The sequence below is a fragment of the Neorhizobium sp. P12A genome (assembly GCF_008365395.1).
Classification (GTDB): Bacteria; Pseudomonadota; Alphaproteobacteria; order Rhizobiales; family Rhizobiaceae; genus Rhizobium.
Window position 1 is genome coordinate 362,025 of sequence record NZ_QOVX01000004.1, and the last position, 22,608, is coordinate 384,632.

General features: G+C 60.7%; 25 protein-coding genes. 11 read left to right on the forward strand and 14 right to left on the reverse strand.

Going from position 1 to position 22,608, the window contains the following annotated elements:
• Nucleotides 1-201: 201 nt before the first annotated feature.
• The 6 genes from rpmG to topA all read right to left on the reverse strand — a co-directional run bounded on the left by rpmG (nucleotide 202) and on the right by topA (nucleotide 7,879).
• Nucleotides 202-369, reverse strand: a complete 168-nt coding sequence (rpmG, locus tag DTW90_RS16090; RefSeq protein WP_003587245.1) for a 50S ribosomal protein L33 — start codon at nucleotides 367-369, stop codon at nucleotides 202-204.
• A 94-nt stretch (nucleotides 370-463) separates the two neighbouring features.
• A complete protein-coding gene (locus DTW90_RS16095) occupies nucleotides 464-1,648 on the reverse strand; it encodes an MFS transporter (protein WP_149339548.1) in 1,185 nt (394 codons plus the stop codon).
• Nucleotides 1,649-1,657: 9 nt separating this feature from the next.
• On the reverse strand, nucleotides 1,658-2,344 hold the full coding sequence (locus DTW90_RS16100) for an NUDIX hydrolase (RefSeq protein ID WP_149339550.1): 687 nt from the start codon (nucleotides 2,342-2,344) through the stop codon (nucleotides 1,658-1,660).
• Complete coding sequence (locus DTW90_RS16105; protein ID WP_132516789.1) at nucleotides 2,341-2,796, reverse strand: DUF983 domain-containing protein; 456 nt, start codon at nucleotides 2,794-2,796, stop codon at nucleotides 2,341-2,343. Before DTW90_RS16105 ends, DTW90_RS16100 begins: the two co-directional genes overlap by 4 nt.
• Nucleotides 2,797-2,825: 29 nt before the next feature.
• A complete protein-coding gene (gene rnr, locus DTW90_RS16110) occupies nucleotides 2,826-5,201 on the reverse strand; it encodes a ribonuclease R (RefSeq protein WP_149339552.1) in 2,376 nt (791 codons plus the stop codon).
• On the reverse strand, nucleotides 5,198-7,879 hold the full coding sequence (gene topA, locus DTW90_RS16115) for a type I DNA topoisomerase (protein ID WP_149339621.1): 2,682 nt from the start codon (nucleotides 7,877-7,879) through the stop codon (nucleotides 5,198-5,200). Before topA ends, rnr begins: the two co-directional genes overlap by 4 nt.
• Before the next feature lie 259 nt (nucleotides 7,880-8,138).
• On the opposite strand from topA, the gene DTW90_RS16120 reads away from it, so the two are divergent.
• Nucleotides 8,139-8,351, forward strand: coding sequence for a hypothetical protein (locus DTW90_RS16120; RefSeq protein WP_132516785.1), 213 nt, complete (start codon nucleotides 8,139-8,141; stop codon nucleotides 8,349-8,351).
• Here DTW90_RS16120 and dprA read toward each other — a convergent pair.
• From dprA to DTW90_RS16140, 4 genes are all read right to left on the reverse strand, one after another.
• On the reverse strand, nucleotides 8,325-9,482 hold the full coding sequence (gene dprA / locus DTW90_RS16125) for a DNA-processing protein DprA (RefSeq protein ID WP_149339554.1): 1,158 nt from the start codon (nucleotides 9,480-9,482) through the stop codon (nucleotides 8,325-8,327). The two genes, DTW90_RS16120 and dprA, sit on opposite strands and share 27 nt — an antisense overlap.
• Nucleotides 9,482-10,099, reverse strand: a complete 618-nt coding sequence (gene plsY, locus DTW90_RS16130; RefSeq protein ID WP_149339556.1) for a glycerol-3-phosphate 1-O-acyltransferase PlsY — start codon at nucleotides 10,097-10,099, stop codon at nucleotides 9,482-9,484. The genes dprA and plsY overlap by 1 nt, the downstream gene beginning before the upstream one ends.
• 87 nt (nucleotides 10,100-10,186) lie before the next feature.
• Nucleotides 10,187-11,476, reverse strand: coding sequence for a dihydroorotase (locus DTW90_RS16135; RefSeq protein ID WP_149339558.1), 1,290 nt, complete (start codon nucleotides 11,474-11,476; stop codon nucleotides 10,187-10,189).
• Nucleotides 11,473-12,429 (reverse strand): aspartate carbamoyltransferase catalytic subunit, encoded by a 957-nt coding sequence (locus tag DTW90_RS16140; protein WP_132516777.1) that lies wholly within the window; start codon nucleotides 12,427-12,429, stop codon nucleotides 11,473-11,475. The genes DTW90_RS16135 and DTW90_RS16140 overlap by 4 nt, the downstream gene beginning before the upstream one ends.
• A gap of 180 nt (nucleotides 12,430-12,609) precedes the next feature.
• Between DTW90_RS16140 and DTW90_RS16145 the strand changes: the two genes are divergently transcribed.
• The 5 genes from DTW90_RS16145 to DTW90_RS16160 all read left to right on the forward strand — a co-directional run bounded on the left by DTW90_RS16145 (nucleotide 12,610) and on the right by DTW90_RS16160 (nucleotide 16,337).
• Nucleotides 12,610-14,268: an acyl-CoA dehydrogenase family protein gene (locus DTW90_RS16145; protein WP_149339559.1), complete on the forward strand. Its 1,659-nt coding sequence runs from the start codon at nucleotides 12,610-12,612 to the stop codon at nucleotides 14,266-14,268.
• Nucleotides 14,269-14,301: 33 nt separating this feature from the next.
• Nucleotides 14,302-14,919, forward strand: coding sequence for a GNAT family N-acetyltransferase (locus DTW90_RS16150; protein WP_149339561.1), 618 nt, complete (start codon nucleotides 14,302-14,304; stop codon nucleotides 14,917-14,919).
• Between the two features lie 140 nt (nucleotides 14,920-15,059).
• Entirely contained in the window at nucleotides 15,060-15,722 is a 663-nt protein-coding gene (locus DTW90_RS16155) for a TetR/AcrR family transcriptional regulator (protein ID WP_149339562.1), read from the forward strand.
• A gap of 112 nt (nucleotides 15,723-15,834) precedes the next feature.
• Nucleotides 15,835-16,008, forward strand: a complete 174-nt coding sequence (locus DTW90_RS37135) for a hypothetical protein (protein WP_188079954.1) — start codon at nucleotides 15,835-15,837, stop codon at nucleotides 16,006-16,008.
• Nucleotides 16,005-16,337, forward strand: coding sequence for a DUF6105 family protein (locus tag DTW90_RS16160; RefSeq protein WP_149339564.1), 333 nt, complete (start codon nucleotides 16,005-16,007; stop codon nucleotides 16,335-16,337). Before DTW90_RS37135 ends, DTW90_RS16160 begins: the two co-directional genes overlap by 4 nt.
• Here DTW90_RS16160 and ruvX read toward each other — a convergent pair.
• Nucleotides 16,274-16,768, reverse strand: coding sequence for a Holliday junction resolvase RuvX (gene ruvX, locus DTW90_RS16165; protein WP_132516763.1), 495 nt, complete (start codon nucleotides 16,766-16,768; stop codon nucleotides 16,274-16,276). The two genes, DTW90_RS16160 and ruvX, sit on opposite strands and share 64 nt — an antisense overlap.
• A gap of 28 nt (nucleotides 16,769-16,796) precedes the next feature.
• Nucleotides 16,797-17,102, reverse strand: coding sequence for an alkylphosphonate utilization protein (locus tag DTW90_RS16170; RefSeq protein WP_132516761.1), 306 nt, complete (start codon nucleotides 17,100-17,102; stop codon nucleotides 16,797-16,799).
• Nucleotides 17,103-17,367: 265 nt separating this feature from the next.
• Here DTW90_RS16170 and DTW90_RS16175 point away from each other — a divergent pair, with 265 nt between their 5' ends.
• Entirely contained in the window at nucleotides 17,368-18,078 is a 711-nt protein-coding gene (locus DTW90_RS16175) for a metal-dependent hydrolase (RefSeq protein ID WP_132516759.1), read from the forward strand.
• Between the two features lie 62 nt (nucleotides 18,079-18,140).
• Here DTW90_RS16175 and DTW90_RS16180 read toward each other — a convergent pair whose 3' ends face one another.
• Nucleotides 18,141-18,992: a M48 family metallopeptidase gene (locus DTW90_RS16180; RefSeq protein WP_132516757.1), complete on the reverse strand. Its 852-nt coding sequence runs from the start codon at nucleotides 18,990-18,992 to the stop codon at nucleotides 18,141-18,143.
• Between the two features lie 244 nt (nucleotides 18,993-19,236).
• Between DTW90_RS16180 and gatC the strand changes: the two genes are divergently transcribed.
• The 4 genes from gatC (at nucleotide 19,237) to DTW90_RS16200 (ending at nucleotide 22,082) form a co-directional block, all read left to right on the forward strand.
• Complete coding sequence (gene gatC / locus DTW90_RS16185; protein WP_132516755.1) at nucleotides 19,237-19,524, forward strand: Asp-tRNA(Asn)/Glu-tRNA(Gln) amidotransferase subunit GatC; 288 nt, start codon at nucleotides 19,237-19,239, stop codon at nucleotides 19,522-19,524.
• Nucleotides 19,525-19,601: 77 nt separating this feature from the next.
• Entirely contained in the window at nucleotides 19,602-21,083 is a 1,482-nt protein-coding gene (gatA, locus tag DTW90_RS16190) for an Asp-tRNA(Asn)/Glu-tRNA(Gln) amidotransferase subunit GatA (protein ID WP_149339566.1), read from the forward strand.
• Nucleotides 21,084-21,190: 107 nt separating this feature from the next.
• On the forward strand, nucleotides 21,191-21,460 hold the full coding sequence (locus DTW90_RS16195) for a hypothetical protein (RefSeq protein ID WP_132516751.1): 270 nt from the start codon (nucleotides 21,191-21,193) through the stop codon (nucleotides 21,458-21,460).
• A gap of 112 nt (nucleotides 21,461-21,572) precedes the next feature.
• Nucleotides 21,573-22,082 carry a GNAT family N-acetyltransferase gene (locus tag DTW90_RS16200; RefSeq protein WP_132516749.1) on the forward strand — a complete coding sequence of 170 codons (510 nt, stop codon included), beginning with the start codon at nucleotides 21,573-21,575 and terminating at the stop codon, nucleotides 22,080-22,082.
• 9 nt (nucleotides 22,083-22,091) lie between these two features.
• Here the strand turns inward: DTW90_RS16200 and DTW90_RS16205 are convergent, their stop codons facing one another.
• On the reverse strand, nucleotides 22,092-22,535 hold the full coding sequence (locus tag DTW90_RS16205; protein ID WP_149339567.1) for a DUF1810 domain-containing protein: 444 nt from the start codon (nucleotides 22,533-22,535) through the stop codon (nucleotides 22,092-22,094).
• Nucleotides 22,536-22,608: the final 73 nt, after the last annotated feature.

The following is a 22,608-nucleotide window of genomic DNA, read 5'->3' on the forward strand; positions in this document are numbered from 1 at the left end:
CGACCCCCAATTGCAAAACGCCGCCTTCCCCAGGGGAAGAGCGGCGTTTTCTTTTCTTTAACGTTGAAGGCGCCCCGCGCCACTATCGCTAAAATTGCATAATGCAATTCCCGCTACTGATCTCGGCTGAATTCGCAAGACAAATAAAAAGGGCGCTGAACCTTTCGAGTGCGCCCTTTCAGAACCAGACGTATTGGAAACTTACTTGATCTTGGTTTCCTTGAACTCGACATGCTTCTTGGCAATCGGGTCATACTTGGTCTTGGTCATCTTGTCTGTCATCGTACGGCTGTTCTTTGTCGTGACGTAGAAGAAACCGGTGTCGGCCGTCGACAGCAGCTTGATCTTGATTGTGGTAGCCTTGGCCATGGTCGTCCTGCCTTCTATAAAAAATGATGCCGTGGACGGCCGGTTGGGGTCCACGGCAAATTCTGGCGCGAAATTACAAATCGCCGCCCAAAAGTCAAGCCCTGTTCCCGAGGAACAGCAGTCTGATCCCCGAAAGCAGCACATAAAGCCCGAAGAAACAGGCGATAGCCCAGGCAAAACCGTTAGTACCCGCGAGATCGATCGCCGTTCCGATGGTCTGCGGGCCGGCAACGGTCCCGACCGCATAGCAGAAAACGAAGGCTGCGTTGGCCGCCGCGAGGTCGGGGCCGTGCAGGCGCGATCCCAGGTGGCTGAGGCCGACCGTATAGAGGCCGGAGACGCAGCCGCCCCAGAAAAGCAGCAGCGCTGCCAGCACGATCCAGTTCGTCACCAGCCAGGGCAGGGCCAATGAGCCGACGAGGCCCATGCAGGCCATGACGAAAAGCAATGGCCGCTTGTCGGGGATACGATCCGACAGCAGGCCGAGCGGGATCTGGAACACCACATTGCCGACGCCCATCATCGTCAGGAGCAAGGCAGCCTGCGATTCGCCGAAGCCGGAGCGGGTCGCATAGATCGGAAACAGCGAAAGGCCGCCGGCCTCGACGGCACCGAAGACGAAGACGGCCGCCGTCGCCGTTGGTACGAGAAAGACGTAGCGCATGAAATGCAGCTCCGGTTTCTCCTCGAGCACGGGACTTTCGTCCCGGGCGATAAAGATCGGGACGGCCGCAATGAGAATCGCGCAGGCGCCCACAAGGAAAGGCAGCACGCCCTCGCTGCCGAGCAGGGAGAAGAGCAGCGGCCCCGCTGCGAAGCCGAGCGACAGGACCGTCGCATAAATCCCCAGCACGAAGCCGCGTTTGGAGGGAGGCGAGGCCGCGTTGATCCAGAATTCGGAGAGGATGAACAGCGTCGTCGTCGCGCCATGGAAGACAAGACGCAGCGGAAACCACATCCAGAAGGCTTGGGCGTAGTAGAAGCCGACGGCGCTTAGTGCAGACAGCACGACGGCCCACATCATGGTCGGCGCGACGCCGTATTTGTGCGCCAGCTTTGTCGTGACCGGGGCAGCAGCCATTGCGGCAACGCCGGCCATGGCCGTGTTCAGGCCGATCAGTGTCGAGGGGATGCCACGCTTTTCCAGGATGATGCTGAGAAGAGGAAGGCCGAGACCGATAGCAATGCCGACGGAAGAGATCGACGAGATGGCGGCAACGAGCGAAGGCCAATGAATTTCTTCGACATGGCCAGCCTTGCCGTTCGTCGGTTCAGACATGATTGATCCTTAAAGCATGTGGCGAACGAATCGTCCGCGGCGCGAGACATAGAAAGGCACGGCACTGCCAAATCCAGGTGACGGGTCAGCTTTCATCAGATCAATCACATCCCCCAGAATGATCCTCGTAATGTCCGGCATGTTCAGACAAGAAATGTCGCTCATGTCAAGCCATTGGAGATCAAGCAGTTCCTGTGAATCGCGAATATGCGATGGATTGATGTCCGCCTCATCCGTGAACGTTAGGAAGAAGCGCGTATCGTAACGGCGTGGATGCCCGGGCGGGGTGATGGCGCGCGCGACATACCGCAGGGCTGAAAGATCTGTGGCGGCCTCGGCCGCATCCGCATGCTGTAACCCGGATCTGATCCGCAGGCCCGTTTCCTCGCGTAGTTCGCGAATGGCAGCCAGTGCCAGAGCGCGGGCGCCTGTTGCGGTCATTGGCCGCCGACGGGCTGCGAGCAACTTCTCTGTGACCAGCGGATGAAGGTCGCCGGCAAAGGGAAGGGAATGGTCGCGCGGATCGCGCCGGCCGCCGGGAAAGACATAGAGATCGGGCATGAACGCATGGCCCGACGCGCGGCGACCGAGCAAGACGCGTTTCTTATCCGCTGACCTGTCGATCAGGATCAGCGCCGCCGCATCCCTTGGACTTCCGGCGTAGGCGGTTGATGGCTGCTTCTGCGAACCGGTCACGCGGGACCGCTTCCCTGATCGAAAGGCTCAGGCGAATCGTCATGGCCGCCGAAGCCGTGCATCCTGAGCGCCCATTGCAGGCCGATGACGCCACCCTTGATAGGCTGGATGATCAGCAGGGCCGCGATGACGGTAATCGGCGCCCAGATGGCAAGATGCGCCCAGATCGGCAATTGAAAGAGAATGTCCGTCATCATGTAGCCGCCGATGATGATGTGGCCGAGCACGAGGATGACAAGGTAGGGAGGCAGGTCGTCGGAGCGCTGGTGGGACAGGTCTTCGCCGCAGACAGCGCAATGATCCACTGGCTTCAGATAGGCCCGGAAGAGTTTGCCCGTACCGCAGTTCGGGCATTGGTTGAGCGCGCCACGCATGATTGAGCGCCCGAGCGGACGCTCCGCCTCGTCAGGCCTACCGAATTGAATGACAGGGTCGGACTGGCCGCTCGTCATGGCTGCTTCCTTCCTTCCGAACGGTTGCGCTATTTGCGTCCGCGCGGCGGTCTTGTGCCCGGCTTCTTGCGGACCGGGCTTGTATTGCGACGTCCCGACTTGTGGAAGGAGCGCACGGCCGTCGGCATGTTGCGCCCTTCGCTCAACATCTCGAAGCGCAATGCGCCGGCAAGCGGTATCGCTTCCGCAAGCCGCACCTTCACACTGTCGCCGAGACGGTAACCAAGGCCGGTCCGTTCTCCGGTCAAGGCCTGGTGCGCCTCGTCATAGATGAAATAGTCGGTGCCGAGCGTAGATATAGGGACGAAGCCGTCGGCGCCATAGTCCGGCAGGGTGACAAAAAGTCCTGCCTTGGTCACGCCGCCGACGCGCGCATCGAATTCCTCGCCGACGCGGCCGGCCAGATGATGGGCGATCAATCGATCGATCGTCTCGCGTTCGGCTGCCATGGCCCGGCGCTCGAAGGTCGAGATTTCGGCGGCAATGTCGTCGAGCGCTGCTTCTTCGTCCGGCGTGATCCCGCCTTCGCCCAGGCCGAGGGAGCCAACCAGCGCGCGGTGGACGATAAGGTCGGCATAACGGCGGATGGGCGAGGTGAAATGCGCGTATTTCATCAGGTTGAGGCCGAAGTGCCCGATATTCTCGGGGCTGTAGACCGCCTGGCTCTGCGAGCGCAGCACCATCTCGTTGACCATGGTCTGATGCGGCGTGTCCTCGGCCTTCGAAAGGATGCCGTTGAAGCTGTTGGCGCGCATATTGCCGCCCTTGGCAAGGGCGAGGCCGAGCGTTGCCAGAAATTCGCGCAGGATCTCCTGCTTGGCAAGCGTCGGGCCGTCATGGATGCGGTAGATAAGCGGCTGCCGCTTCTTCTCCAGCGTTTCTGCAGCGCAGACATTGGCCTGGATCATCATTTCTTCGATGAGCTTATGCGCATCGAGGCGAGCCGGAACATGGACCCGGTCGACCGTGCCATCAGGCCTCAGAAGAATCTTGCGCTCCGGCATGTCGAGTTCGAGCGGCTGACGGCGGTCACGTCCACGCTTCATGACTTCATAGGCATGCCATAGCGGCTTCAGGATCGGCTCCAGCAGCGTTCCGGTCTTGTCGTCGGGCTGGCCGTCGATCGCCGCCTGTGCCTGTTGGTAGGAAAGCTTGGCCGCACTTTTCATCATGATGCGGTGGAAGGTATGGCCTGCCTTGCGGCCTTCCCGTGAGAAGATCATACGCACGGCGAGGGCAGGGCGGTCGACGCCTTCCTTCAGCGAGCAGAGATCGTTGGAAATCCGTTCCGGCAGCATCGGCACGACGCGATCAGGGAAATAGACGGAATTGCCGCGCTTCAGCGCTTCGCGATCGAGCGGCGAGTTGGGCCGGACGTAGTAGGACACATCGGCGATCGCAACGTTCACGATGACGCCTTCAGGATTGTCGGGCGACGGGTCGAGTTCGGCGTAGACCGCGTCGTCATGGTCCTTGGCGTCGGCAGGATCGATGGTGATCAGCGGCAGGTCACGCCAGTCTTCGCGATGCGACATGGTCGCGGGTTTCGCCGCCTCGGCTTCCGCAATCACCACTGGCGGGAAGATATACGGAATGCCATGGGCATGAATGGCAATCATCGAGATCGCCTTTTCGGATCCGACGGAGCCGACGATGGAAAGCACCTTCGCCCGCTGTAGGCCGAAGCGTCCGAGCCGCGCGATTTCCACCTCGACGAGATCGCCGTCCTTGGCGTCGCCCGTATAATCCGGATCGATCACCATCTCTTCGCCGCGTCGCTCGATCGGCATCAGCAGCGCGCCGCCGCCGGGCATGGCGCGGAATACGCCAAGGCTTGCGCCGCGACGCTTGTCGATGACCTTGATGATGCGTGCGGTATAGGCCGGACCACCGCGATCGGTGGCCGGGAATATCTTTGCGAGGATACGGTCGCCCATGCCCGCAACCGGCGCCTTGCCCTTGCCATTACGGCCAGCCGGCGAAGAAGATTGGCGGATGGCGACAGCAGGGGCGACACCCTGGTCCTCCGGCCATTCGGCCGGTCGGCCGATCAGTTCGCCGTCCTTGTCTCGGGTGGTGATGTCAAGCACGGTAACCGGAGGAAGCGCGCCGGGGCGAATGAGCGACTTGCGGCTCTTCTGCAGCATGCCCTCTTCTTCGAGTTCGCGCAGCAGGCTTTTCAGCTCGACGCGCTGCTCGCCCTTCAGGCCGAAGGCTTTCGCAAGTTCCCGCTTCGATGCCTGTTGTGGGTGGTCGGCGATGAAGCGGAGAATGACCTCGCGCGGCGGCAATATGCCGTGGATGATATTCTGCGGCTCGACGCCTGTCGGCTCCTTGCCCACGCGTGCGGGCTTGCCGGCGCGCCTGTCCGGAGATGTAGCCCTGCCACGCGGTTCTGTGCTCACTCTGCGCTCTTCTTCGCTGTGCTTTTCTTCGGTGCCGAAGCCTTGGTCGTTTTCGCCTTCGGCTTCGCCGTCGTCTTGGTTGTCTTGCCATCGGGGGCGGCGGCCTTTGCCTTCGGTGCCGCTTTCGCCTTCGTCTTGGCGCCACCGGACTTGCCGGCTCTTTCGACGATCAGGGCCAGGGCCTCCTCGACGGTAACGGACTGCGGATCCTTGCCCTTCGGCAGCGTGGCATTCACCTTGCCCCAGTTGACGTAGGGGCCGTAGCGCCCGTCGCGCACGGTGATCTTGCCACCGCCATCCGGATGGTCGCCCAGATCCTTCAATGCTGCAGGCGTCCCGCCACGTGCACCACCGCCGGGACCCTTCGCCTGCTTTTCAGCGAGAACGGTAACAGCGCGGTTGAGACCGACGGTAAAGACGTCCTCGACAGTCTCGAGATTGGCGTAGGCTCCGTCATGCAGCAGGAACGGTCCATAGCGGCCGATGCCGGACGAGATCATCTTGCCCGATTCAGGATGTTTGCCGATATCGCGCGGAAGCGAGATCAGCGCCATGGCCTTTTCGTAATCGATGTCCTCGGGCTTCCAGCCCTTCGGCAGTGACGAACGCTTGGCTTCCTTGCCATCGCCGCGCTGGATGTAAGGCCCAAAGCGGCCGGACCGCAGCGTCAGTTCTTCCCCGGTAACAGGATCGGTGCCGAGCGCCTTCGGCTCGTTGAGCGCGGCAGCTTCCGCCTCCGCACCACCTTCCGATGAGAGCTGGCGGGTATAGTTGCATTCCGGATAGTTCGAGCAGCCGACGAAGGCGCCGTATTTGCCGAGCTTCAGCGACAGGTTGCCGGTACCGCAGACCTGGCAGATGCGCGGATCGCTGCCGTCCTCGCGCTTCGGAAAGACGAGCGGAGCCAGCGCCTCGTTCAGCGCATCCAGCACGTTGGTGACGCGCAGTTCCTTGGTGTCTTCGATCTGTGCGAAGAAGTCCTTCCAGAAGTCGCGCAGCACGTCCTTCCAGTTCAGTTCGCCCGCGGAGATGCGGTCAAGCTTCTCCTCGAGATCGGCCGTGAAGTCGTACTCGACATATTTATTGAAGAAGTTTTCCAGAAACGCCGTGACGAGCCGGCCCTTGGCCTGCGGCACGAGCTTGCGCTTGTCGATCGTCACATAGTCGCGATCCCGAAGCGTCGCGAGCGTCGCGGCATAGGTCGACGGGCGGCCGATGCCGAGTTCTTCCATCTTCTTGATCAGCGAAGCTTCCGAATAGCGCGGCGGCGGTTCGGTGAAGTGCTGGGTCGAATTGATCTTCTGCTTGGCTAGGTTCTCGCGCGCATTGATCTCCGGCAGGCGGCCATCCTCGTCGCCGTCGTCGCTCTGCTCGCCATCTTCCTTCTGGTCGGTATAGGCGGCAATGAAGCCGTCGAACCGGATCACCGAACCGACAGCACGAACGCCGGCCTTCTCGCCCTTGTTGTCCGCGAGTATCTCGACCGTCGTGCGCTCGATTTCGGCAGACGCCATTTGGCTGGCAATGCCACGCTTCCAGACAAGGTCGTAAAGCTTGATCTGGTCCGCATCCAGGAACTTGCGGACCTGGTCAGGGGTGCGGTTGAAATCGGTCGGGCGGATCGCCTCGTGCGCTTCCTGCGCATTCTTTGCCTTGGTGGAGTAGAAGCGGGCCTTCTCAGGCAGGTAGCGTGCGCCGAATTGATCGCCGATGGCGCTGCGGGCCGCATCGATCGCTTCCGGCGCCATCTGCACGCCGTCCGTACGCATATAGGTGATCAAGCCGACGGTCTCGCCGCCGATATCGACGCCCTCATAGAGCTTCTGGGCGATCTGCATGGTGCGCGACGCCGAGAAGCCGAGCTTCGACGAGGCGGCCTGCTGCAACGTAGAGGTTGTAAAGGGTGGCGACGGGTTGCGCTTGACCGGCTTTGCCTCGACGGTGTCGACTACAAAGCTTGCGCCATCCAACAACGCCTTCAGCCGGCCGGCTTCTTCGCCGTTGCCGATCGAGCGCGGCTGCAACCGCTTGCCATTCGCCGCAACCAGACGTGCCTCGAATTCGTCACCGCGCGGTGTCTTCAGGAGTGCGGAAAGGTTCCAGTATTCCTCCGAGACGAAGCGCTCGATCTCCGATTCACGATCGCAGACGAGGCGCAGTGCTACCGACTGGACACGACCGGCCGAGCGAGCGCCCGGCAGCTTGCGCCAGAGCACCGGCGAAAGGTTGAAGCCGACAAGATAGTCGAGCGCGCGGCGGGCCAGATAGGCGTCCACCAGCGGCACGTCGATGTCGCGCGGATCGGCCATGGCATCGAGCACGGCCTTCTTGGTGATCGCGTTGAAGACGACGCGCTTGACCGGCTTGCCGTTGATCACCCGTTTCTTGTTGAGCAGGTCGAGCACATGCCAGGAGATCGCTTCACCCTCGCGATCCGGGTCGGTTGCGAGAAACAGGCCGTCGGAGGACTTCACCGCATCGGCGATATCCTTCATGCGCTTTGCCGAGGCTCCGTCGACCTCCCAAAGCATCTCGAAGTCCTGGTCCGGAAGAACGGAACCGTCTTTTGCCGGCAGATCGCGCACGTGTCCGAAGGATGCAAGAACCTTATATCCGGGTCCCAGATACTTATTGATCGTCTTGGCCTTGGCAGGCGATTCCACCACTACAACATTCATCATGATTCTCTAGATACGAGGTCGCACCAAAGGAGCGGGCGGGGCTTTTTCCGAAAATTTCGACTTTTCGGCTCTTCGACATGGACAGGGAATCCGTTCCGGTCAAGAGGGAGGCTTCATTTTTGCGGTTTGCAACGCAATGCAACCTTTAGGGGATTATAAACGTATTGCAATTATAGATAAATGAGTTATCGTCATTGAAGTGTAGACGGAACACCTTCTTCGGGTTCCTATTCCGCCCATTCCACGGGAACGACCAATGACGCCCAAAGTTGCAAGAACTGGCGGTAGCGACTCTGCTGCCAGCGATAAGATTACCTATATGTGGCAGATGCTGGGAGAATTGCGCAACGTGGCAGAAAGCGAGGGCGCCGACCTCCTGTGCTATCTGATCGAGATGGCTTATGTTGAAGCCGGAGACATACTGGCGGGGCAGCAGTCGCGTTCAATCCGGCATGGCAAGCGAAACTAGGCCGCCCGGATGCCGGTGCAACCGTCCGGCGATATCCAGTTCCAGAAGAACGAGATAGACCGATGACGCCGACAGTTCGGTGTGCCGGATGATGTCGTCGATCTCGACCGGCGTCGGTCCCAATGCATCGATGATCCGTGACCTTTCAGAATCGTCGGGCGGCGGCAGCAATGGTTTGCTTTCGTCTTCGCCCGGGCCTGGCTCCTGCGCTTGCGGAATAGAGAAGAGATCGAATTGCGAGAGCGGGGCCAGAGCCTCGATGACGTCGTCCGGCTTCGTGACGATCATCGCTCCGTCCTTCAGCAGGCCGTTCGTTCCCTCGCAGCGGGGGTCGAGGGGCGAGCCGGGTACTGCAAAGACCAGCCGGCCGAATTCGCCGGCAAGCCGCGCTGTGATCAACGAACCGGAGCGGGTCGCGGCTTCGACCACGATAAGCCCGAGTCCGACTCCCGCGATCAGACGGTTGCGCCGGGGAAAATCACGGGCGCGGGGTTCCCAGCCGAACGGCATTTCGCTGATCGCCAGGCCGTTGCCGTTCCATATCTCGTCGAGCAGGCCGAGATTTTCCGGAGGGTAGGGCTGATCGAGACCTCCAGCCATCGCAGCAACGGTGCCGGTTTCGAGACTGGCGCGGTGGGCGGCCGTATCGATGCCGCGCGCAAGTCCGGAAATGACGGTATAGCCGGCTCGACCGCAATCGCGGGCGATCATCGCGGCAAACTTCGCACCGCTGATCGAAGCGTTGCGTGATCCGACGATCCCGATTGCAGGTCTGGTACCGGCTCGCAAATTGCCTTTGACGGCCAGAAGCGGAGGGGCGGCGTCGATCTGCCGCAGCGCCGGCGGATAGTCCGGCTCGCCTATTCCAAGAAAGCGGGCGCCGAAACGCTGAGCCGTCTCCAGTTCCCGCAAGGCATCCTCTTCGGTGGCGATGCGCACTGCCCGAGTGGCGCCGCCGCGCTGCGAAAGCTCGGGCAGCATGGCCAGAGCAGCTTCGGCCGAGCCGAAATGATTGATGAGGTCGCGAAAGGTAACGGGGCCGACATTGTCGGAGCGGATCAGCCTCAGCCAGGCGATCCTTTGTCGTTCCGTCAGCGCAATTCCCGTTCGTCTTGCGCTGTCTGCCGTCATTACCCCTTGGCTCCGATCTTCGTTTCTGTGCCGGCCGCGAGCCGCGCGATATTGGCCTTGTGTTTCCAGAACGAGATCACGGTCATGATGGCCATGGCGGCCGCGATCTTGTCGGCGCCCAGTATCCACAACACAACCGGAATGACAAGTGTTGCAACCAATGCGGAAAGAGAAGAGTAGCGGGTGGTGAAGGCGATCGCGAGCCAGATGACGGCAAAGACCACGACCATCAGCGGAGCGACGCCGAGCAGGGTGCCAATGTAGGTCGCGACACCCTTGCCGCCTTTGAAGCCGATCCAGACAGGAAAGATGTGACCGATGAAAGCCGCAAAGCCCGCAATGATACCGGCATCCTCACCAAAGAGCTTCCAGGCGATGAGAGCCGCCGCAGTCGCCTTGAAGGCGTCCAGCAGCAGGGTTGCTGCAGCGAGCCCCTTGTTGCCTGTCCGCAGCACGTTGGTCGCCCCGATATTGCCTGATCCGATGTTGCGCACGTCGCCGAGGCCGGCCATGCGGGTCAGGATGAGACCGAACGGAATGGAGCCGAGCAAATAGCCAATGGCGAGCGAAATAAGTGCCGACGGTAGCGTCAGCTGCCAGTTCCAAAAATCTTCCATCTAATTCGTCTTCCCCAAAATCATCGCCCGAAGCCTAGGTCTCGACCGTTCCCCCCGGATCGTATCGACGGTATCAGGCCGACAGCCTCAAATTTCGTGCACCAGGCTGCCGGCGACATAGGTCGCTACGGCTCGGCCGGTGAATCGCGCGTCCTCGAAAGGTGTATTCTTCGAGCGTGAAAGAAGCATGTCCTTGGCGACAAGCCAAGGCTCGTCGAGATCGATCAGCGCAATATCGGCCTTGGCGCCCGGCTTCAGCGTGCCGGCCTGAAGACCGAAGATCTGCGCCGGTCTCGTCGACATGGCATCGATGAGGCGCATCAGGCCGACCTGGCCGCTATGATGCAGCCTGAGCGCGGCGGCGAGCATCGTTTCGAGGCCGACGGCACCGTCCTCTGCCTCGGCAAAGGGCAAGCGCTTGGTGTCGACATCCTGCGGATCGTGCGACGAAACGATAATGTCGATCGTGCCGTCGGCAAGCGCATCGACCATGGCAACGCGGTCGTCCTCCGAGCGAAGCGGCGGATAGAGCTTGAAGAAGGTGCGGTATTCGCCGATGTCATTCTCGTTCAGCGCCAGATTGTTGATCGAGATGCCGCAAGTAACCTTCGTTCCGCGCTGGCGGGCAAGCCGGATGGCGTCGGCCGATTCAGGCACTGAGATCATCGCCGCATGATAATGACTGCGCGTGAGTGCCGCGATCCTCAGATCCCGCTCCAGCGGGATCAGTTCGGATTCCTTGGGAATGCCTGAGAGACCAAGCCAGCTGGCCAGCAGGCCTTCATGCATCACGCCGTTCGATGCCAGATATTTGTCACGCGTCGCGCAGGAGATGACGGCGCCGAATTCGCGGGCATAGGTCATCACCCGGCGCAGCACCTGCGTGTCATGGATGGTGTGGTGTCCATCCGTGAAGACGACCGCTCCGGCTTCCCTCAGAAGCCCGATTTCGGTCATCTCTTCGCCGGCAAGCCCCTTGGTGATGGCCGCTGCCGGATAGACATTGATAACGGCCTGGTCGCGGGCCGTCTTCCTGACGAACTCGACCAAGGCGATGTCGTCGATAACAGGATCCGTGTCCGGCATCATGATGACGGACGTAACGCCGCCCGCTGCCGCTGCCTTGCTCGCAGAAGCGATGGTCTCGCGATATTCACCGCCGGGTTCCCCGATGTGGACGCGGGCATCGACCAGACCGGGCACCGCGACGAGACCGTTGCAGTCCCGCACCGCTGCGCCCTCTGGAACACCCTGGTTCTGGGCATCCTTGCCGGCAGCAACGATGACACTGTCCTTGACGACGATCGTTCCGACTTCGTCGAGATTCCGCGAGGGATCGATGATGCGGGCATTCTTCAGTACGATCGAGTTGCTCATGCGCCCACTCCCTCGGTTCGAGGACCCTGGTTTTGCGAGACGAGCAGTGCCTCCATCACGGCCATGCGCACGGCAACCCCCATTTCCACCTGCTCGGCAATCACGCTCTGCGGACCGTCGGCCACTTCGGAGGCGATTTCGACGCCGCGGTTCATCGGCCCGGGGTGCATGACCAGCGCATCCTCCTTCGCAGCCTTCAGCGTCTCCGCATCAAGGCCGTAGAAATGAAAGTATTCGCGCACGGAAGGCACGAAGGCGCCCGACATGCGCTCGCGCTGAAGGCGCAGCATCATGACGACATCGGCATCCTTCAGCCCTTCCTTCATCGAGTGGAAAACCTCGACGCCCATATCAGCGATGCCGGCAGGCAGCAGCGTTGCCGGAGCCACGACGCGCACCCGCGCGCCCATGGCATTCAGAAGCAGGATGTTCGAGCGAGCGACGCGCGAATGCAGGACGTCGCCGCAGATGGCGACGATGATCCGCGACAGCTTGCCCTTGGCGCGGCGGATCGTCAGTGCGTCGAGCAGCGCCTGCGTCGGATGCTCGTGCTGCCCGTCGCCTGCATTGACCACGGAGCAGGAAACCTTCTGCGCAAGGAGGGCAGCCGCACCCGCGCTGGAATGGCGGATGACCAGCACATCGGGCCGCATCGCGTTCAGCGTCATTGCGGTATCGATGAGCGTCTCGCCCTTCTTCACCGATGAATTGCCGACAGACATGTTCATCACGTCCGCGCCAAGCCGTTTGCCTGCAAGCTCGAAGGAGGCTTGCGTGCGCGTCGAGGCTTCGAAGAAGAGATTGATCTGCGTCAGCCCGCGAAGCGTCGATGTCTTTTTCTCGCGCTGGCGGCTGATCTTTACGGCTTCGTCGGCCTTGTCGAGCAGGACGGTAATGTCCTGTTCGGTAAGACCCTTGATGCCGATGAGGTGGCGGTGGGGAAAGAAGACCATGAACCTGCCTCCGGGTGTCGTCACGGGGTCTATAAAGAGTGGTTGGCGCGGGGGCAAGCGCAGCCTTTTTGCAGCACCATGTGTTCCCCATGCAATTTGGCGGAAATCCCGCGACAGCCTATGGTGTGGAGACAAAACTTCTGGTTTCCTTTTGCAATATTCTTGCTCTACAAGCGATTCATGACCCAAGCGCCGCGGACTGAAGACACACTCGCCGACCTGAACCAACCAAGTCTCTGGTCCGGCATCAACGCCTATCGTTCCGATCCGCTGATCGTGGATCTGACCGCCACCCTGCCGCGCACGACGCGCGACGATCTTGAGCAGATGGGCCGATACGTGACGTCGCACGAGGCGCAGGAACTGGCGCGCATGGCAAACCAGGGCGTGCCGCAGTTGCGTACCCATGGCCCGCGCGGCGAGCGCCTCGATGTCGTGGAATTCCATCCGGCCTGGCACGCTCTGATGCGCCGCTCCATGTCGGTAGGCCTGCATTCCTCCATATGGGACCCCCAGGCCGATCCGGAAGCCAAGGGTCACGCGCACAAGGTCCGTGCCGCACGCTTTTACCTGACGGCACAGCTCGAAAGTGGCCATCTCTGCCCGTTGACGATGACCAGTGCCTCCGTCGCCGCGATGATGGCCTCTCCCACCGTTCAGAAAGACTGGGCGCCGAAGATCCTGTCGCGGAAATACGACTCGTCGAACAAGCCGGCCATGCAAAAGTCCGCTGTGACCGTCGGCATGGGCATGACGGAGAAGCAGGGCGGTACCGACGTTCGCGCCAACACGACGAGCGCGGACAAGGTCAGCGAGGGCATTTACCGTCTCTCCGGCCACAAGTGGTTCATGTCCGCGCCGATGAGCGATGCTTTCGTCATGCTGGCGCAGACGAAGGAAGGCATGGGCTGCTTCCTCGTTCCGCGTCTCCTGGAAGACGGATCGGCCAACGGTCTGCATTTCCAGCGGCTGAAGGACAAGCTCGGCAATCGCTCGAATGCTTCCTCCGAAGTCGAATTCAGCGATACGTTCGGTTTCCTGCTCGGCGCGCCCGACGGCGGTATTCGCACCATTCTCGACATGGTGACGCTGACGCGCCTCGATTGCGCGCTGGCATCCGCCGGCATCATGCGCGCCTCGCTCGCCGAGGCCGTCCATCATACGCGCGGCCGTAGCGTCTTCGGCAAGATGCTGGTTCACCAGCCGATCATGACGCGCGTGCTCGCCGACATGGCATTGGACGTCGCCGCCGCAACCGCGCTGGCCTTCCGTCTGGCCGAAGCTTTCGACAAGGCCCGCGACAGTGCGGACGATGCTGCCTATGCGCGTGTCATGACACCGGTTGCCAAATACTGGTGCTGCAAGATCGCGCCGGCGCTGATCTATGAAGCGATGGAATGCATCGGCGGCAGCGGCTACATCGAAGAGCGGCCGATCGCCCGGCACTATCGCGAGGCCCCGGTCAACGCGATCTGGGAGGGCTCCGGCAACGTCATGGCGCTCGACGTGCTGCGTGTGCTGAACCGCGGCAGGGACCTCTTCGAAACCGTCTTTGCCGGTCTCGCACGTGACCTCGGACCTGCCGGCAAGAAGACGATCGACGTGCTGCGCGCTGCCATGGCCCTTTGCGAGCGCGACGAGGGAGCCGCCCGCCTGCTGATCGAGCAGATGGCTCTTGCTGCAGGCGCTGCCGAACTCTACCGCCTCGGTGCGGGCAAGATCGCCGACGCCTTCATCGAGACGCGCCTTGCCGGCGGCTGGCGCGCGACCTACGGCATGCTCGATTCCCGTTTCGACGCCAGCTATATCGTCGATCTGCTCTATCCGCCGGCGACCTGACGCAAGGCGGCCAGCCTCGACCCGGAGAAATTCATGATTCGGTTTCGTCTCGTCTCTCCGGATGATATCGAGCAGCTCTATGCCATTTCTCTGACGACAGGTGCCCGAGGCGGGGATGCTTCCCATCTCTACCGGGATGGCCGGATGATGGGTCACATCTATTCCGCCCCTTACGCAAAACTCAGCCCACAAACCGGCCTGGTCGCGGAGGACGAAATCGGCGTTGGCGGTTATATCGTCGGAACGTTCGACACCCGCGGCTTCGAAGTCATCCTTGAACGCGAGTGGTGGCCGGCTCTTCGCATGATGTATCCAGACCCTTCGGGAGACGCAGACGGCTGGGATGCCGATCAGCGCCGCTGTTTCATGATCCATCATCCGCGTAATGCGCCGGACTCGATCATCGATGCTTTCCCGGCGCATCTTCATATGAATCTTCTACCGCGAATGCAGGGGCAAGGCATTGGCAGCGCATTGCTCGATCGCTGGGTTTCGATGGCTCGTCTCGCCGGGGTAGCCGGAATTCATCTTTCAGCAAACGCGGCCAATCATGGCGCCTTGCGGTTCTGGGCGATCCGAGGGTTTACCCGCCTCGCGCCGCCTATCGCTCCGCCGTCCGAGACGACCATCTGGTTCGGCCTCAAGCCTTAGTATTCAACGGACCGGTCCGTTGGCGCGCCGGCGCAAAGTCCCTCTATCCACAAGCTTTCCTGGCGATTGCAAAAAGCGCCGTTGCCACGTCCGAAGTCGCGTTGGTAATCACCTCGTGGTGACAGTTGGGAGTCGTTGAAATGTCGGACGCGATCGTAGTTCTTGAAAGGCCGGTTGAAAGTGCCGTTGCAGACCCGCAAAAGCCGGTGCGCAACCGCGCTGCGACGGAGGCCGCCATTCTCAATGCCGCCAAGCGGCTGCTGGCGGAAGAGGGGTTCCAGGGTTTCGGCATCAATGCGATTGCCCGCCGCGCCGGCTGCGACAAGCAGCTGATCTACCGCTATTATGGCGGTCTTGACGGTCTGGTCGAGGCGATCGGCACCGATCTTGGAAGCTGGGTGAAGGACCGCATTCCCGAAGATACCGGCGGCATGTTCCTCCTGACCTATGGCGACCTGATGGAACGCCTCGTGATCCTCTTCCTCGAAGCCCTGCGGGACGATCCGCTGATGCGCCGCATCGTGGCCTGGGAAGTGTCGGAAAATACAGAGCAGGTGAGGCGGCTTTCCGAAGCTCGGTCGAAGGCGCTGGCTGCATGGATCGAGCGCATGCGGGGCTCGCTGGTTCCGCCGAAAGGGGTTGACGCCACATCGGTCAACGCCATGTTGTTTGCGGCCGTCCAGCATCTTGTCCTATCGGCGGCGATCAGCGGCCAGTGCGCGGGATTGGCGCTCAAGACCGCCAAGGACTGGGAGAAGGCTGCGGCCGCATTGAAGCGGATCGTCCGCGGCGTCTACGGCTGAGGCAACAATCCACAGGCAGCCCCGTGCGTTAACCTTAACAAATGGTTTACATTGCGCCGCCCAGGTTAACGGACCACTGTATGGTTATCGAATGTTAACCAACGTGTAATCCATGGGAACCAAACCCGCCAAAATCGCGTTTCTTGTAGTGGCGATGATGTTTTTCGCTGCGCTGGCGCTCGACATAACGGTGCCGGCGGTGGTTCTGAGTGTGATGGCATTGTCGAACTGGGTGGTTCTTTCATCAGGTACGCCAATGCCTCAGCATCGAGGGAAGACCGCATGAAGTGGTTTCTGGTATTCTGGGCCGGCCCCGTCCTGTTTCTCGGGGCATGGTACTGGCTCTCTTACTACGACATGAGCTTTGGCATATTCATGTTCAGTCGCCAGGTCCACGATCTGGTTTTTCAAATCTACGGCCATATTCTCGGCATTCCGCCGGAATCTTTACCGCCGCTCGTCGCCCGCGCTATTGCCTTCGATAGTCTGGTCGTGTTCTCGCTGATCGGTTTCCGCAAGCGCAAGGCAATTCGCGCGTGGTGGACGGCGCGTCAGTCCGCAAGGTCTGCTTCGCCGGTCCTGCGCAGCAAGGAAAGCCTGTCAAGCGCACCCTGAAGAATGAAGCTTGCGGCGGCCGAGTCGATCCGTTCGGCCCGTTTTGCACGCGAGACGTCCATTTCCAGAAGAGCCCGCTCGGCCGCAACGGTCGACAGCCGCTCGTCCCAGAAGACGAAGGGCAGGGCGGTCTTGTCGCTCATGCTGCGCACGAAGGCGCGGGTCGCCTGAACGCGCGGCCCCGCCGATCCGTCCATGTTCATGGGCAGCCCGATGACAAAGGCCGCGACCTTCTCTTTCTCGGCGAATGCAAGCAGGACCTCAGCATCCTGCGTGAACTTGATCCGCTTGATGACCGGGCGAGGGGTGGCAAAGCGCCGGCCGAGATCCGACATGGCGATGCCGATCGTCTTGGTGCCCAGATCGAGGCCTGCGATGGCCTTGTTCGGCAGCAAGGTCTCGGCCAGCTCTTCGATCGTCAGCGTCGTCATGTCTTCCCAATCTCTGATGTCGCCAAGGTCAGCTCTTCTTGCGGACGAATTCCGTCCGAAGCACCAGGCCCTTGATCGTATCATGGCGGCAGTCGATTTCCTCGGGGTTATCGGTGAGGCGGATCGAACGGATGACGGTGCCCTGTTTCAGCGTCTGGCCGGCGCCCTTGACCTTGAGATCCTTGATCAGCGTCACGGCATCGCCGTCGCTCAGAATATTGCCGGATGCGTCTCGAACCGCGGCCTTCTCGCCGGCTTTGGCGGCTGCTTCCGAGGCTGGCAGCCATTCGCCGCTTGCCTCGTCGTAGATATAATCGTCATTATCGGCGGACATGCTTTTCCTTGCGTCATAAAAGTGGTGGCCGTTGCGGATATTTCTCGCGGGCGGGTTCGATGGCTTGCGGTCGCTTATCGCATGGGCCCGTGGTCGCTTATCGCACGGGATTGTGACTTGCAACCGCTGCCGTCTCGCCTCTACCTCCGGTCTGTCGTCTTGCGGCTGGCCTTGCGTAGAGGTGTCCGTCTAGCGTTGTCATCGATTCGCACCGCCTTATATTCTGCCGTCATATTTCCCCCGACCATTTATCAAGGAGTCACCCATGAAGATCACCTGGCTCGGCCACGCCGCTTTCCGCATCGAGACGGCAAAGGCAATCATCCTGATCGATCCCTTCCTGACCTACAATCAGCCTTTCGCCGATGCAGGTCTGTCGATCGCTGACGTCAGCAAGGGCGTCACCCACATCCTCCTGACCCACGGCCATGGCGACCATGTCGGCGATACCGCCCAGATCGCCAAGGATACCGGCGCGACCGTGCTTGCCAATGCCGACCTTGGCTCCTGGCTAGCCACGAAAGGTGTGGAAAAAATCGAGATGGGCAACACCGGCGGCACCGTGTCGCTCGGCAGCTTCACCGCCACCTTCACCAACGCGCTGCATTCCTCCGGCCAGGTGACCGAGGATGGTATTTCGCACTATCTCGGCAACCCGAACGGCCTCGTCCTGCATTTTGAAGACGAGCAGTCGGTCTACCACATGGGCGACACCGACATTTTCTCGGACATGGCGCTGATCAACGAACTGCACCAGCCGGATATCGGCATCGTGCCGATCGGCGACCGCTTCACCATGGGCGGTGCTGTCGCGGCACTCGCCTGCCAGCGCTATTTCAACTTCAAGACGGCGATCCCCTGCCACTACGGCACGTTCCCGATCATCGACGCCACGGCCGAGAAATTCATCTCAGGCATGGAAGGCTCGAAGACCGAAGTGAAGGCGTCCAAGGTCGGCGAAGTTCTCAGCTTCTAGGATATCAAGACGAGATATGCCGGATGTCCGGCATATCTCTTTGGAATTGAAGGCCTGCCATGTCAGGCCAGTTGCGGTTCGATCCGCATGCCCGGATCGCGAATCTGCGGTGCAGACGAGTTTCCGAGGCTCGGCGCCCATTTGCCCAGCGCCTCAACTCGGCGACTGAGACGAGGATATGGAGAAACGATATGGAGGATGAAGCCGGCGATTGGCGGCATCATACGCTCCTGCGCCTCGAATGCCGCGGGATTCATCTGACTATTCAACCTCGCGCTGCCGGAGGCAAGCATTTGTAACGCCGTGCGGGAAGCCTGCAAGTTACGGGAAACGAGAAAACCGACCCGATCGCAGGTCAACTCGCGACCACGCGAATAGGCTTTTCCCAGAAAAGGTATTATATGAGCCGGCATATGCAGGAGGATGCTAAGCCTGTCGAGATGACCGGCGGCGTGATGGCCGAGTTCATGGCCGATCACAAATTTCAGCTGTTCGTCGTTGTCGGCATCGATGAGTTGTGACGTCAACCAGACATACCGAGTGCGCCCAATGAGTTTCAGCGCCATGGCGTTCATCACGCCGCTGGAATTGTAGACGAACGTCTGAGGCGCTTCCTTCAGCCCGACCAGCCTGGCGCCTTCGACGACCATTTGATGGATATGGGGAAACTGTTGCGGGCCGACCATGACATAGTGGCCGAGCATATGGGCGCGTAGCAATGCGCGAGTTACATAGCCCACAAACCACAGGACGACGATATAGAGGACCGTCACCAGGAGGTCCGCAGGGTTATTCATTGCTGTAAAGACGATGACGGTGGCAGCTATCACCCACCCGACGCTGCCGATGATCAGCATCAACGTACCGTAGAACTTCTCTTTGGGATGCCGAACCTTAGAAATTTTGAATTCCATCTGTATTTCCCCGGATATGCAGAGGCTGCCTCAATTATTGCGAGTGGAGGATAGGGTATAGTTTTGACAAAAAGAAACCGTAAATCCAGCTAGGCTGGAAAAATCGCGACATGGTTGCGGAATGGTTCTTCCTTACATGATGGCGGTTTCCGGGCCGATTTGCCGATCTGTCCGGGCCTTGCCAGTTGCACGCAGCCGGCATGGCCTTTATAGCGGGTAGGAAAAATCCTATCCGGAGAATGCCATGTCCGTCGATCTTGCCATCGTGAAGCGCGTTGCGCATCTTGCCCGTATTGCCGTCAGCGAAGATGAAGCTGAGCGCATGGTGGGCGAGCTGAACGGCATCCTCGGCTTCGTCGAGCAATTGTCGGAAGTCGATGTATCCGGCGTCGAGCCGATGACGTCGGTTACGCCCATGGCCATGAAGAAGCGCACCGATGAAGTGACCGATGGCAGCAAGGCCGACGATATCGTCGCCAATGCGCCCGTTAGCGACCGGAACTTCTTCCTCGTGCCCAAGGTCGTCGAATAACCGACCCGGATCGAACGCAACAGGCGTTCTTCCCAGCCATTACCCGCAGTCCCTATTGAGACGTGAAGCGAAGCCACATGAGCGAACTGACCAGCCTGACCATTGCCGAAGCCCGCAAGAAGCTGACGGCCAAGGAAATCACCGCAACCGAGCTGACCGAAGCCTATGTTTCGGCAATCGACGCGGCCAATGGCGCGCTCAATGCCTATATCAAGGTGACCGCCGACAAGGCCCGCGAGATGGCCAAGGCCTCGGATGCCCGCATCGCCGCCGGCAAGGCCGGTGCGCTGGAAGGCATTCCGCTCGGCATCAAGGACCTTTTCGCGACGGAAGGCGTCCATACCCAGGCCTGCAGCCATATTCTTGACGGTTTCGAGCCGCGCTACGAATCGACAGTGACCCAGAACCTCTGGGACGACGGCGCCGTCATGCTCGGCAAGCTCAACATGGACGAGTTCGCCATGGGCTCCTCCAACGAAACCTCGCATTACGGCGCGGTCATCAACCCCTGGCGCGCGGCAGGCTCCAACCAGCAGCTCGTCCCCGGCGGCTCGTCGGGTGGTTCTGCCGCTGCCGTTGCCGCGCATCTCTGCGCTGGTGCCACCGCGACCGACACCGGCGGCTCGATCCGCCAGCCGGCAGCTTTCACCGGCACGGTCGGTATCAAGCCGACCTATGGCCGTTGCTCGCGTTGGGGCACGGTCGCCTTCGCATCCTCGCTCGACCAGGCCGGCCCGATCGCCCGCGACGTTCGCGATGCCGCGATCCTGCTGAAGTCGATGGCGTCGGTCGATGCCAAGGATACGACCTCCGTCGACCTGCCGGTTCCGGATTACGAAGCAGCCGTCGGCCAGTCCCTGAAGGGCATGAAGATCGGCATTCCGAAGGAATACCGCGTCGACGGCATGCCCGAGGACATCGAGAAGCTCTGGCAACAGGGCATCGCGTGGCTGAAGGATGCCGGCGCCGAGATCGTCGATATCACTCTGCCGCACACGAAATATGCCCTGCCGGCCTATTACATCGTCGCTCCCGCCGAAGCTTCGTCGAACCTTGCCCGCTATGACGGCGTCCGCTACGGCCTGCGCGTCGACGGCAAGGACATTGTCGACATGTACGAGAAGACGCGTGCCGCCGGCTTCGGCAAGGAAGTCAAGCGCCGCATCATGATCGGCACCTATGTGCTCTCGGCCGGCTATTACGACGCCTACTACATCCAGGCGCAGAAGGTTCGTACGCTCATCAAGCGCGACTTCGAACTCTGCTTCGGCGCAGGCGTCGATGCGATCCTGACGCCCGCTACGCCGTCCTCTGCTTTCGGCGTTGCTGACGAGGATTTGGCCGCCGATCCTGTCAAGATGTACCTGAACGACATCTTCACCGTTACGGTCAACATGGCAGGCCTGCCCGGCATCGCAGTGCCCGCGGGCCTCGATCACAAGGGTCTTCCGCTAGGCCTGCAGCTGATCGGCAAGCCGTTTGACGAGGAAACGCTGTTTAAGACCGCGCATGTCATCGAACAGGCCGCCGGCAGGTTTACGCCTGCCAAGTGGTGGTAACCAGCGTTGCGACAGTAGGAATAGAACTCGCCGGCCCCAAAAAGGCCGGCGAAATTGTTTAGTACGCAGACATTTTGCGAGACGTGGAGCGGTCAGGAGGAAGACGCATGTCGAAATCGGATCTTGCACAGATGATCGAGGCATTCGATCGCCTCGAGGCCGGCGGTTTCACGATGGGGCCGGACTGGGAAACGGTTCATACCATCTGCCAGGCGCATGAGGGCGAACGGCCGTTCGATTGGGGTCACGCGCTTTGTCATCGCATCGAAGGCGACGATGGGAATGCCGATTACTGGTATCGCCGCGCCGGCAAAAAGCGATCCGGATCGATTGCCGACGACTGGTCTGTGATGAAAGCCGAGCTGACCACCGCATAGCAAAATCAGCTGTGGCCCGTGAGTGCTCAGCGCGGCGAACCGTGATTTGCTGCATCATACTGGAAAAGTGGATATTTCAGTGTTTTACTACCCTTGATATCAAGGGGGCCTAATGATCCATATCCGGAATGCGCATGCGGGTGAGGCGGGGATACTGACCAATATCGGCCTTCGCGCCTGGCAGAGGGCCATGGCGCCGATCGGGGGGACGGATGCGCATCTGGAAAGCGCCAGGACTGCCTTCACCCAGTTTGCCGAACGTTCCTGGCTGACGATCACGGTTATCGAGCAGAACGGGGCGCTCGCCGGCTGGGCAGCTCGCGAGGAACTCGACGAAAACATCACCGACTTCTGGATCGATCCCAGCTATACCCGCCAGGGCCTCGGCTCGGCGCTGCTCTCTCAGATTGAGAAGGATATCGTTGGGCAGGGCCTGGAAAAAGCGGCGCTCCAGAGCCATGCGGGCAACGCCGAAGCTGTCAGCTTTTTCAAGGCGCACGGCTATGAGGTTCATTGGCTTTCCGTCATCTATTCGCCAAGGCTCGACCGTGACATACCGACAATCGGATTAAGCAAAACATTGGTCACTGATGACGACGGAACCTACGGTATCGGCTTCTAGGCTGACCGTTCAACCTTTGGCGTTTCCAACGAGTTCCAACGTTTTTCTGTCCTGCTCCCCCTCGAAGAAGCGATCAATCGCCTGTGCGAAGGGCGAGCCGTGGCCGGCAACGGACGAAAACAATGTCATCGAGGATCGGAATTTCAAATCGTCGGGATAGCCGAGAATGTCGTGCGCCGACTTTGCCTTGACGCTGAGCATCGCCTCTACGCATTGGCGCAGGCGGGCGCCGAGAACGGGGTGCGCCAGATAGGCTTTCGCCTCGGCTATCGATTCGATCGCATATCGTTGGGACATGGTCGAATGTCCAAGACCTGCAAATTGGGGGAAAACAAACCACATCCAGTGTGTTCGCTTCCGCCCGGCGGACAGTTCCGCCAGCGCCTGGTCGTAAACGCCCGACTGAGCCGTCACGAAACGATCGAGATCATGTGAATCGGAATGCCCCGTCATGCTTTGCGCCTCCGTTGATGTTCCTGAAGAATGATCTTGCGCTCGCCGCGATCCCTGCAAGATCGCGCCGTCA

Bases quoted from the DNA above. Each gene is read 5' to 3' on its own strand.
- rpmG (WP_003587245.1), bottom strand. From the start codon at position 369: ATGGCCAAGGCTACCACAATCAAGATCAAGCTGCTGTCGACGGCCGAC.
- DTW90_RS16145 (WP_149339559.1), top strand. From the start codon at position 12,610: ATGACCCAAGCGCCGCGGACTGAAGACACACTCGCCGACCTGAACCAA.
- DTW90_RS16200 (WP_132516749.1), top strand. From the start codon at position 21,573: ATGATCCATATCCGGAATGCGCATGCGGGTGAGGCGGGGATACTGACC.
- plsY (WP_149339556.1), bottom strand. From the start codon at position 10,099: ATGGAAGATTTTTGGAACTGGCAGCTGACGCTACCGTCGGCACTTATT.
- DTW90_RS16155 (WP_149339562.1), top strand. From the start codon at position 15,060: ATGTCGGACGCGATCGTAGTTCTTGAAAGGCCGGTTGAAAGTGCCGTT.
- DTW90_RS16195 (WP_132516751.1), top strand. From the start codon at position 21,191: ATGTCGAAATCGGATCTTGCACAGATGATCGAGGCATTCGATCGCCTC.
- gatC (WP_132516755.1), top strand. From the start codon at position 19,237: ATGTCCGTCGATCTTGCCATCGTGAAGCGCGTTGCGCATCTTGCCCGT.
- DTW90_RS16180 (WP_132516757.1), bottom strand. From the start codon at position 18,992: ATGGAATTCAAAATTTCTAAGGTTCGGCATCCCAAAGAGAAGTTCTAC.
- DTW90_RS16105 (WP_132516789.1), bottom strand. From the start codon at position 2,796: ATGACGAGCGGCCAGTCCGACCCTGTCATTCAATTCGGTAGGCCTGAC.
- DTW90_RS16170 (WP_132516761.1), bottom strand. From the start codon at position 17,102: ATGTCCGCCGATAATGACGATTATATCTACGACGAGGCAAGCGGCGAA.
- DTW90_RS37135 (WP_188079954.1), top strand. From the start codon at position 15,835: ATGGGAACCAAACCCGCCAAAATCGCGTTTCTTGTAGTGGCGATGATG.
- DTW90_RS16140 (WP_132516777.1), bottom strand. From the start codon at position 12,429: ATGGTCTTCTTTCCCCACCGCCACCTCATCGGCATCAAGGGTCTTACC.
- DTW90_RS16135 (WP_149339558.1), bottom strand. From the start codon at position 11,476: ATGAGCAACTCGATCGTACTGAAGAATGCCCGCATCATCGATCCCTCG.
- dprA (WP_149339554.1), bottom strand. From the start codon at position 9,482: ATGACGGCAGACAGCGCAAGACGAACGGGAATTGCGCTGACGGAACGA.
- topA (WP_149339621.1), bottom strand. From the start codon at position 7,879: ATGAATGTTGTAGTGGTGGAATCGCCTGCCAAGGCCAAGACGATCAAT.
- DTW90_RS16150 (WP_149339561.1), top strand. From the start codon at position 14,302: ATGATTCGGTTTCGTCTCGTCTCTCCGGATGATATCGAGCAGCTCTAT.
- DTW90_RS16205 (WP_149339567.1), bottom strand. From the start codon at position 22,535: ATGACGGGGCATTCCGATTCACATGATCTCGATCGTTTCGTGACGGCT.
- DTW90_RS16120 (WP_132516785.1), top strand. From the start codon at position 8,139: ATGACGCCCAAAGTTGCAAGAACTGGCGGTAGCGACTCTGCTGCCAGC.
- DTW90_RS16175 (WP_132516759.1), top strand. From the start codon at position 17,368: ATGAAGATCACCTGGCTCGGCCACGCCGCTTTCCGCATCGAGACGGCA.
- gatA (WP_149339566.1), top strand. From the start codon at position 19,602: ATGAGCGAACTGACCAGCCTGACCATTGCCGAAGCCCGCAAGAAGCTG.
- DTW90_RS16095 (WP_149339548.1), bottom strand. From the start codon at position 1,648: ATGTCTGAACCGACGAACGGCAAGGCTGGCCATGTCGAAGAAATTCAT.
- ruvX (WP_132516763.1), bottom strand. From the start codon at position 16,768: ATGACGACGCTGACGATCGAAGAGCTGGCCGAGACCTTGCTGCCGAAC.
- DTW90_RS16160 (WP_149339564.1), top strand. From the start codon at position 16,005: ATGAAGTGGTTTCTGGTATTCTGGGCCGGCCCCGTCCTGTTTCTCGGG.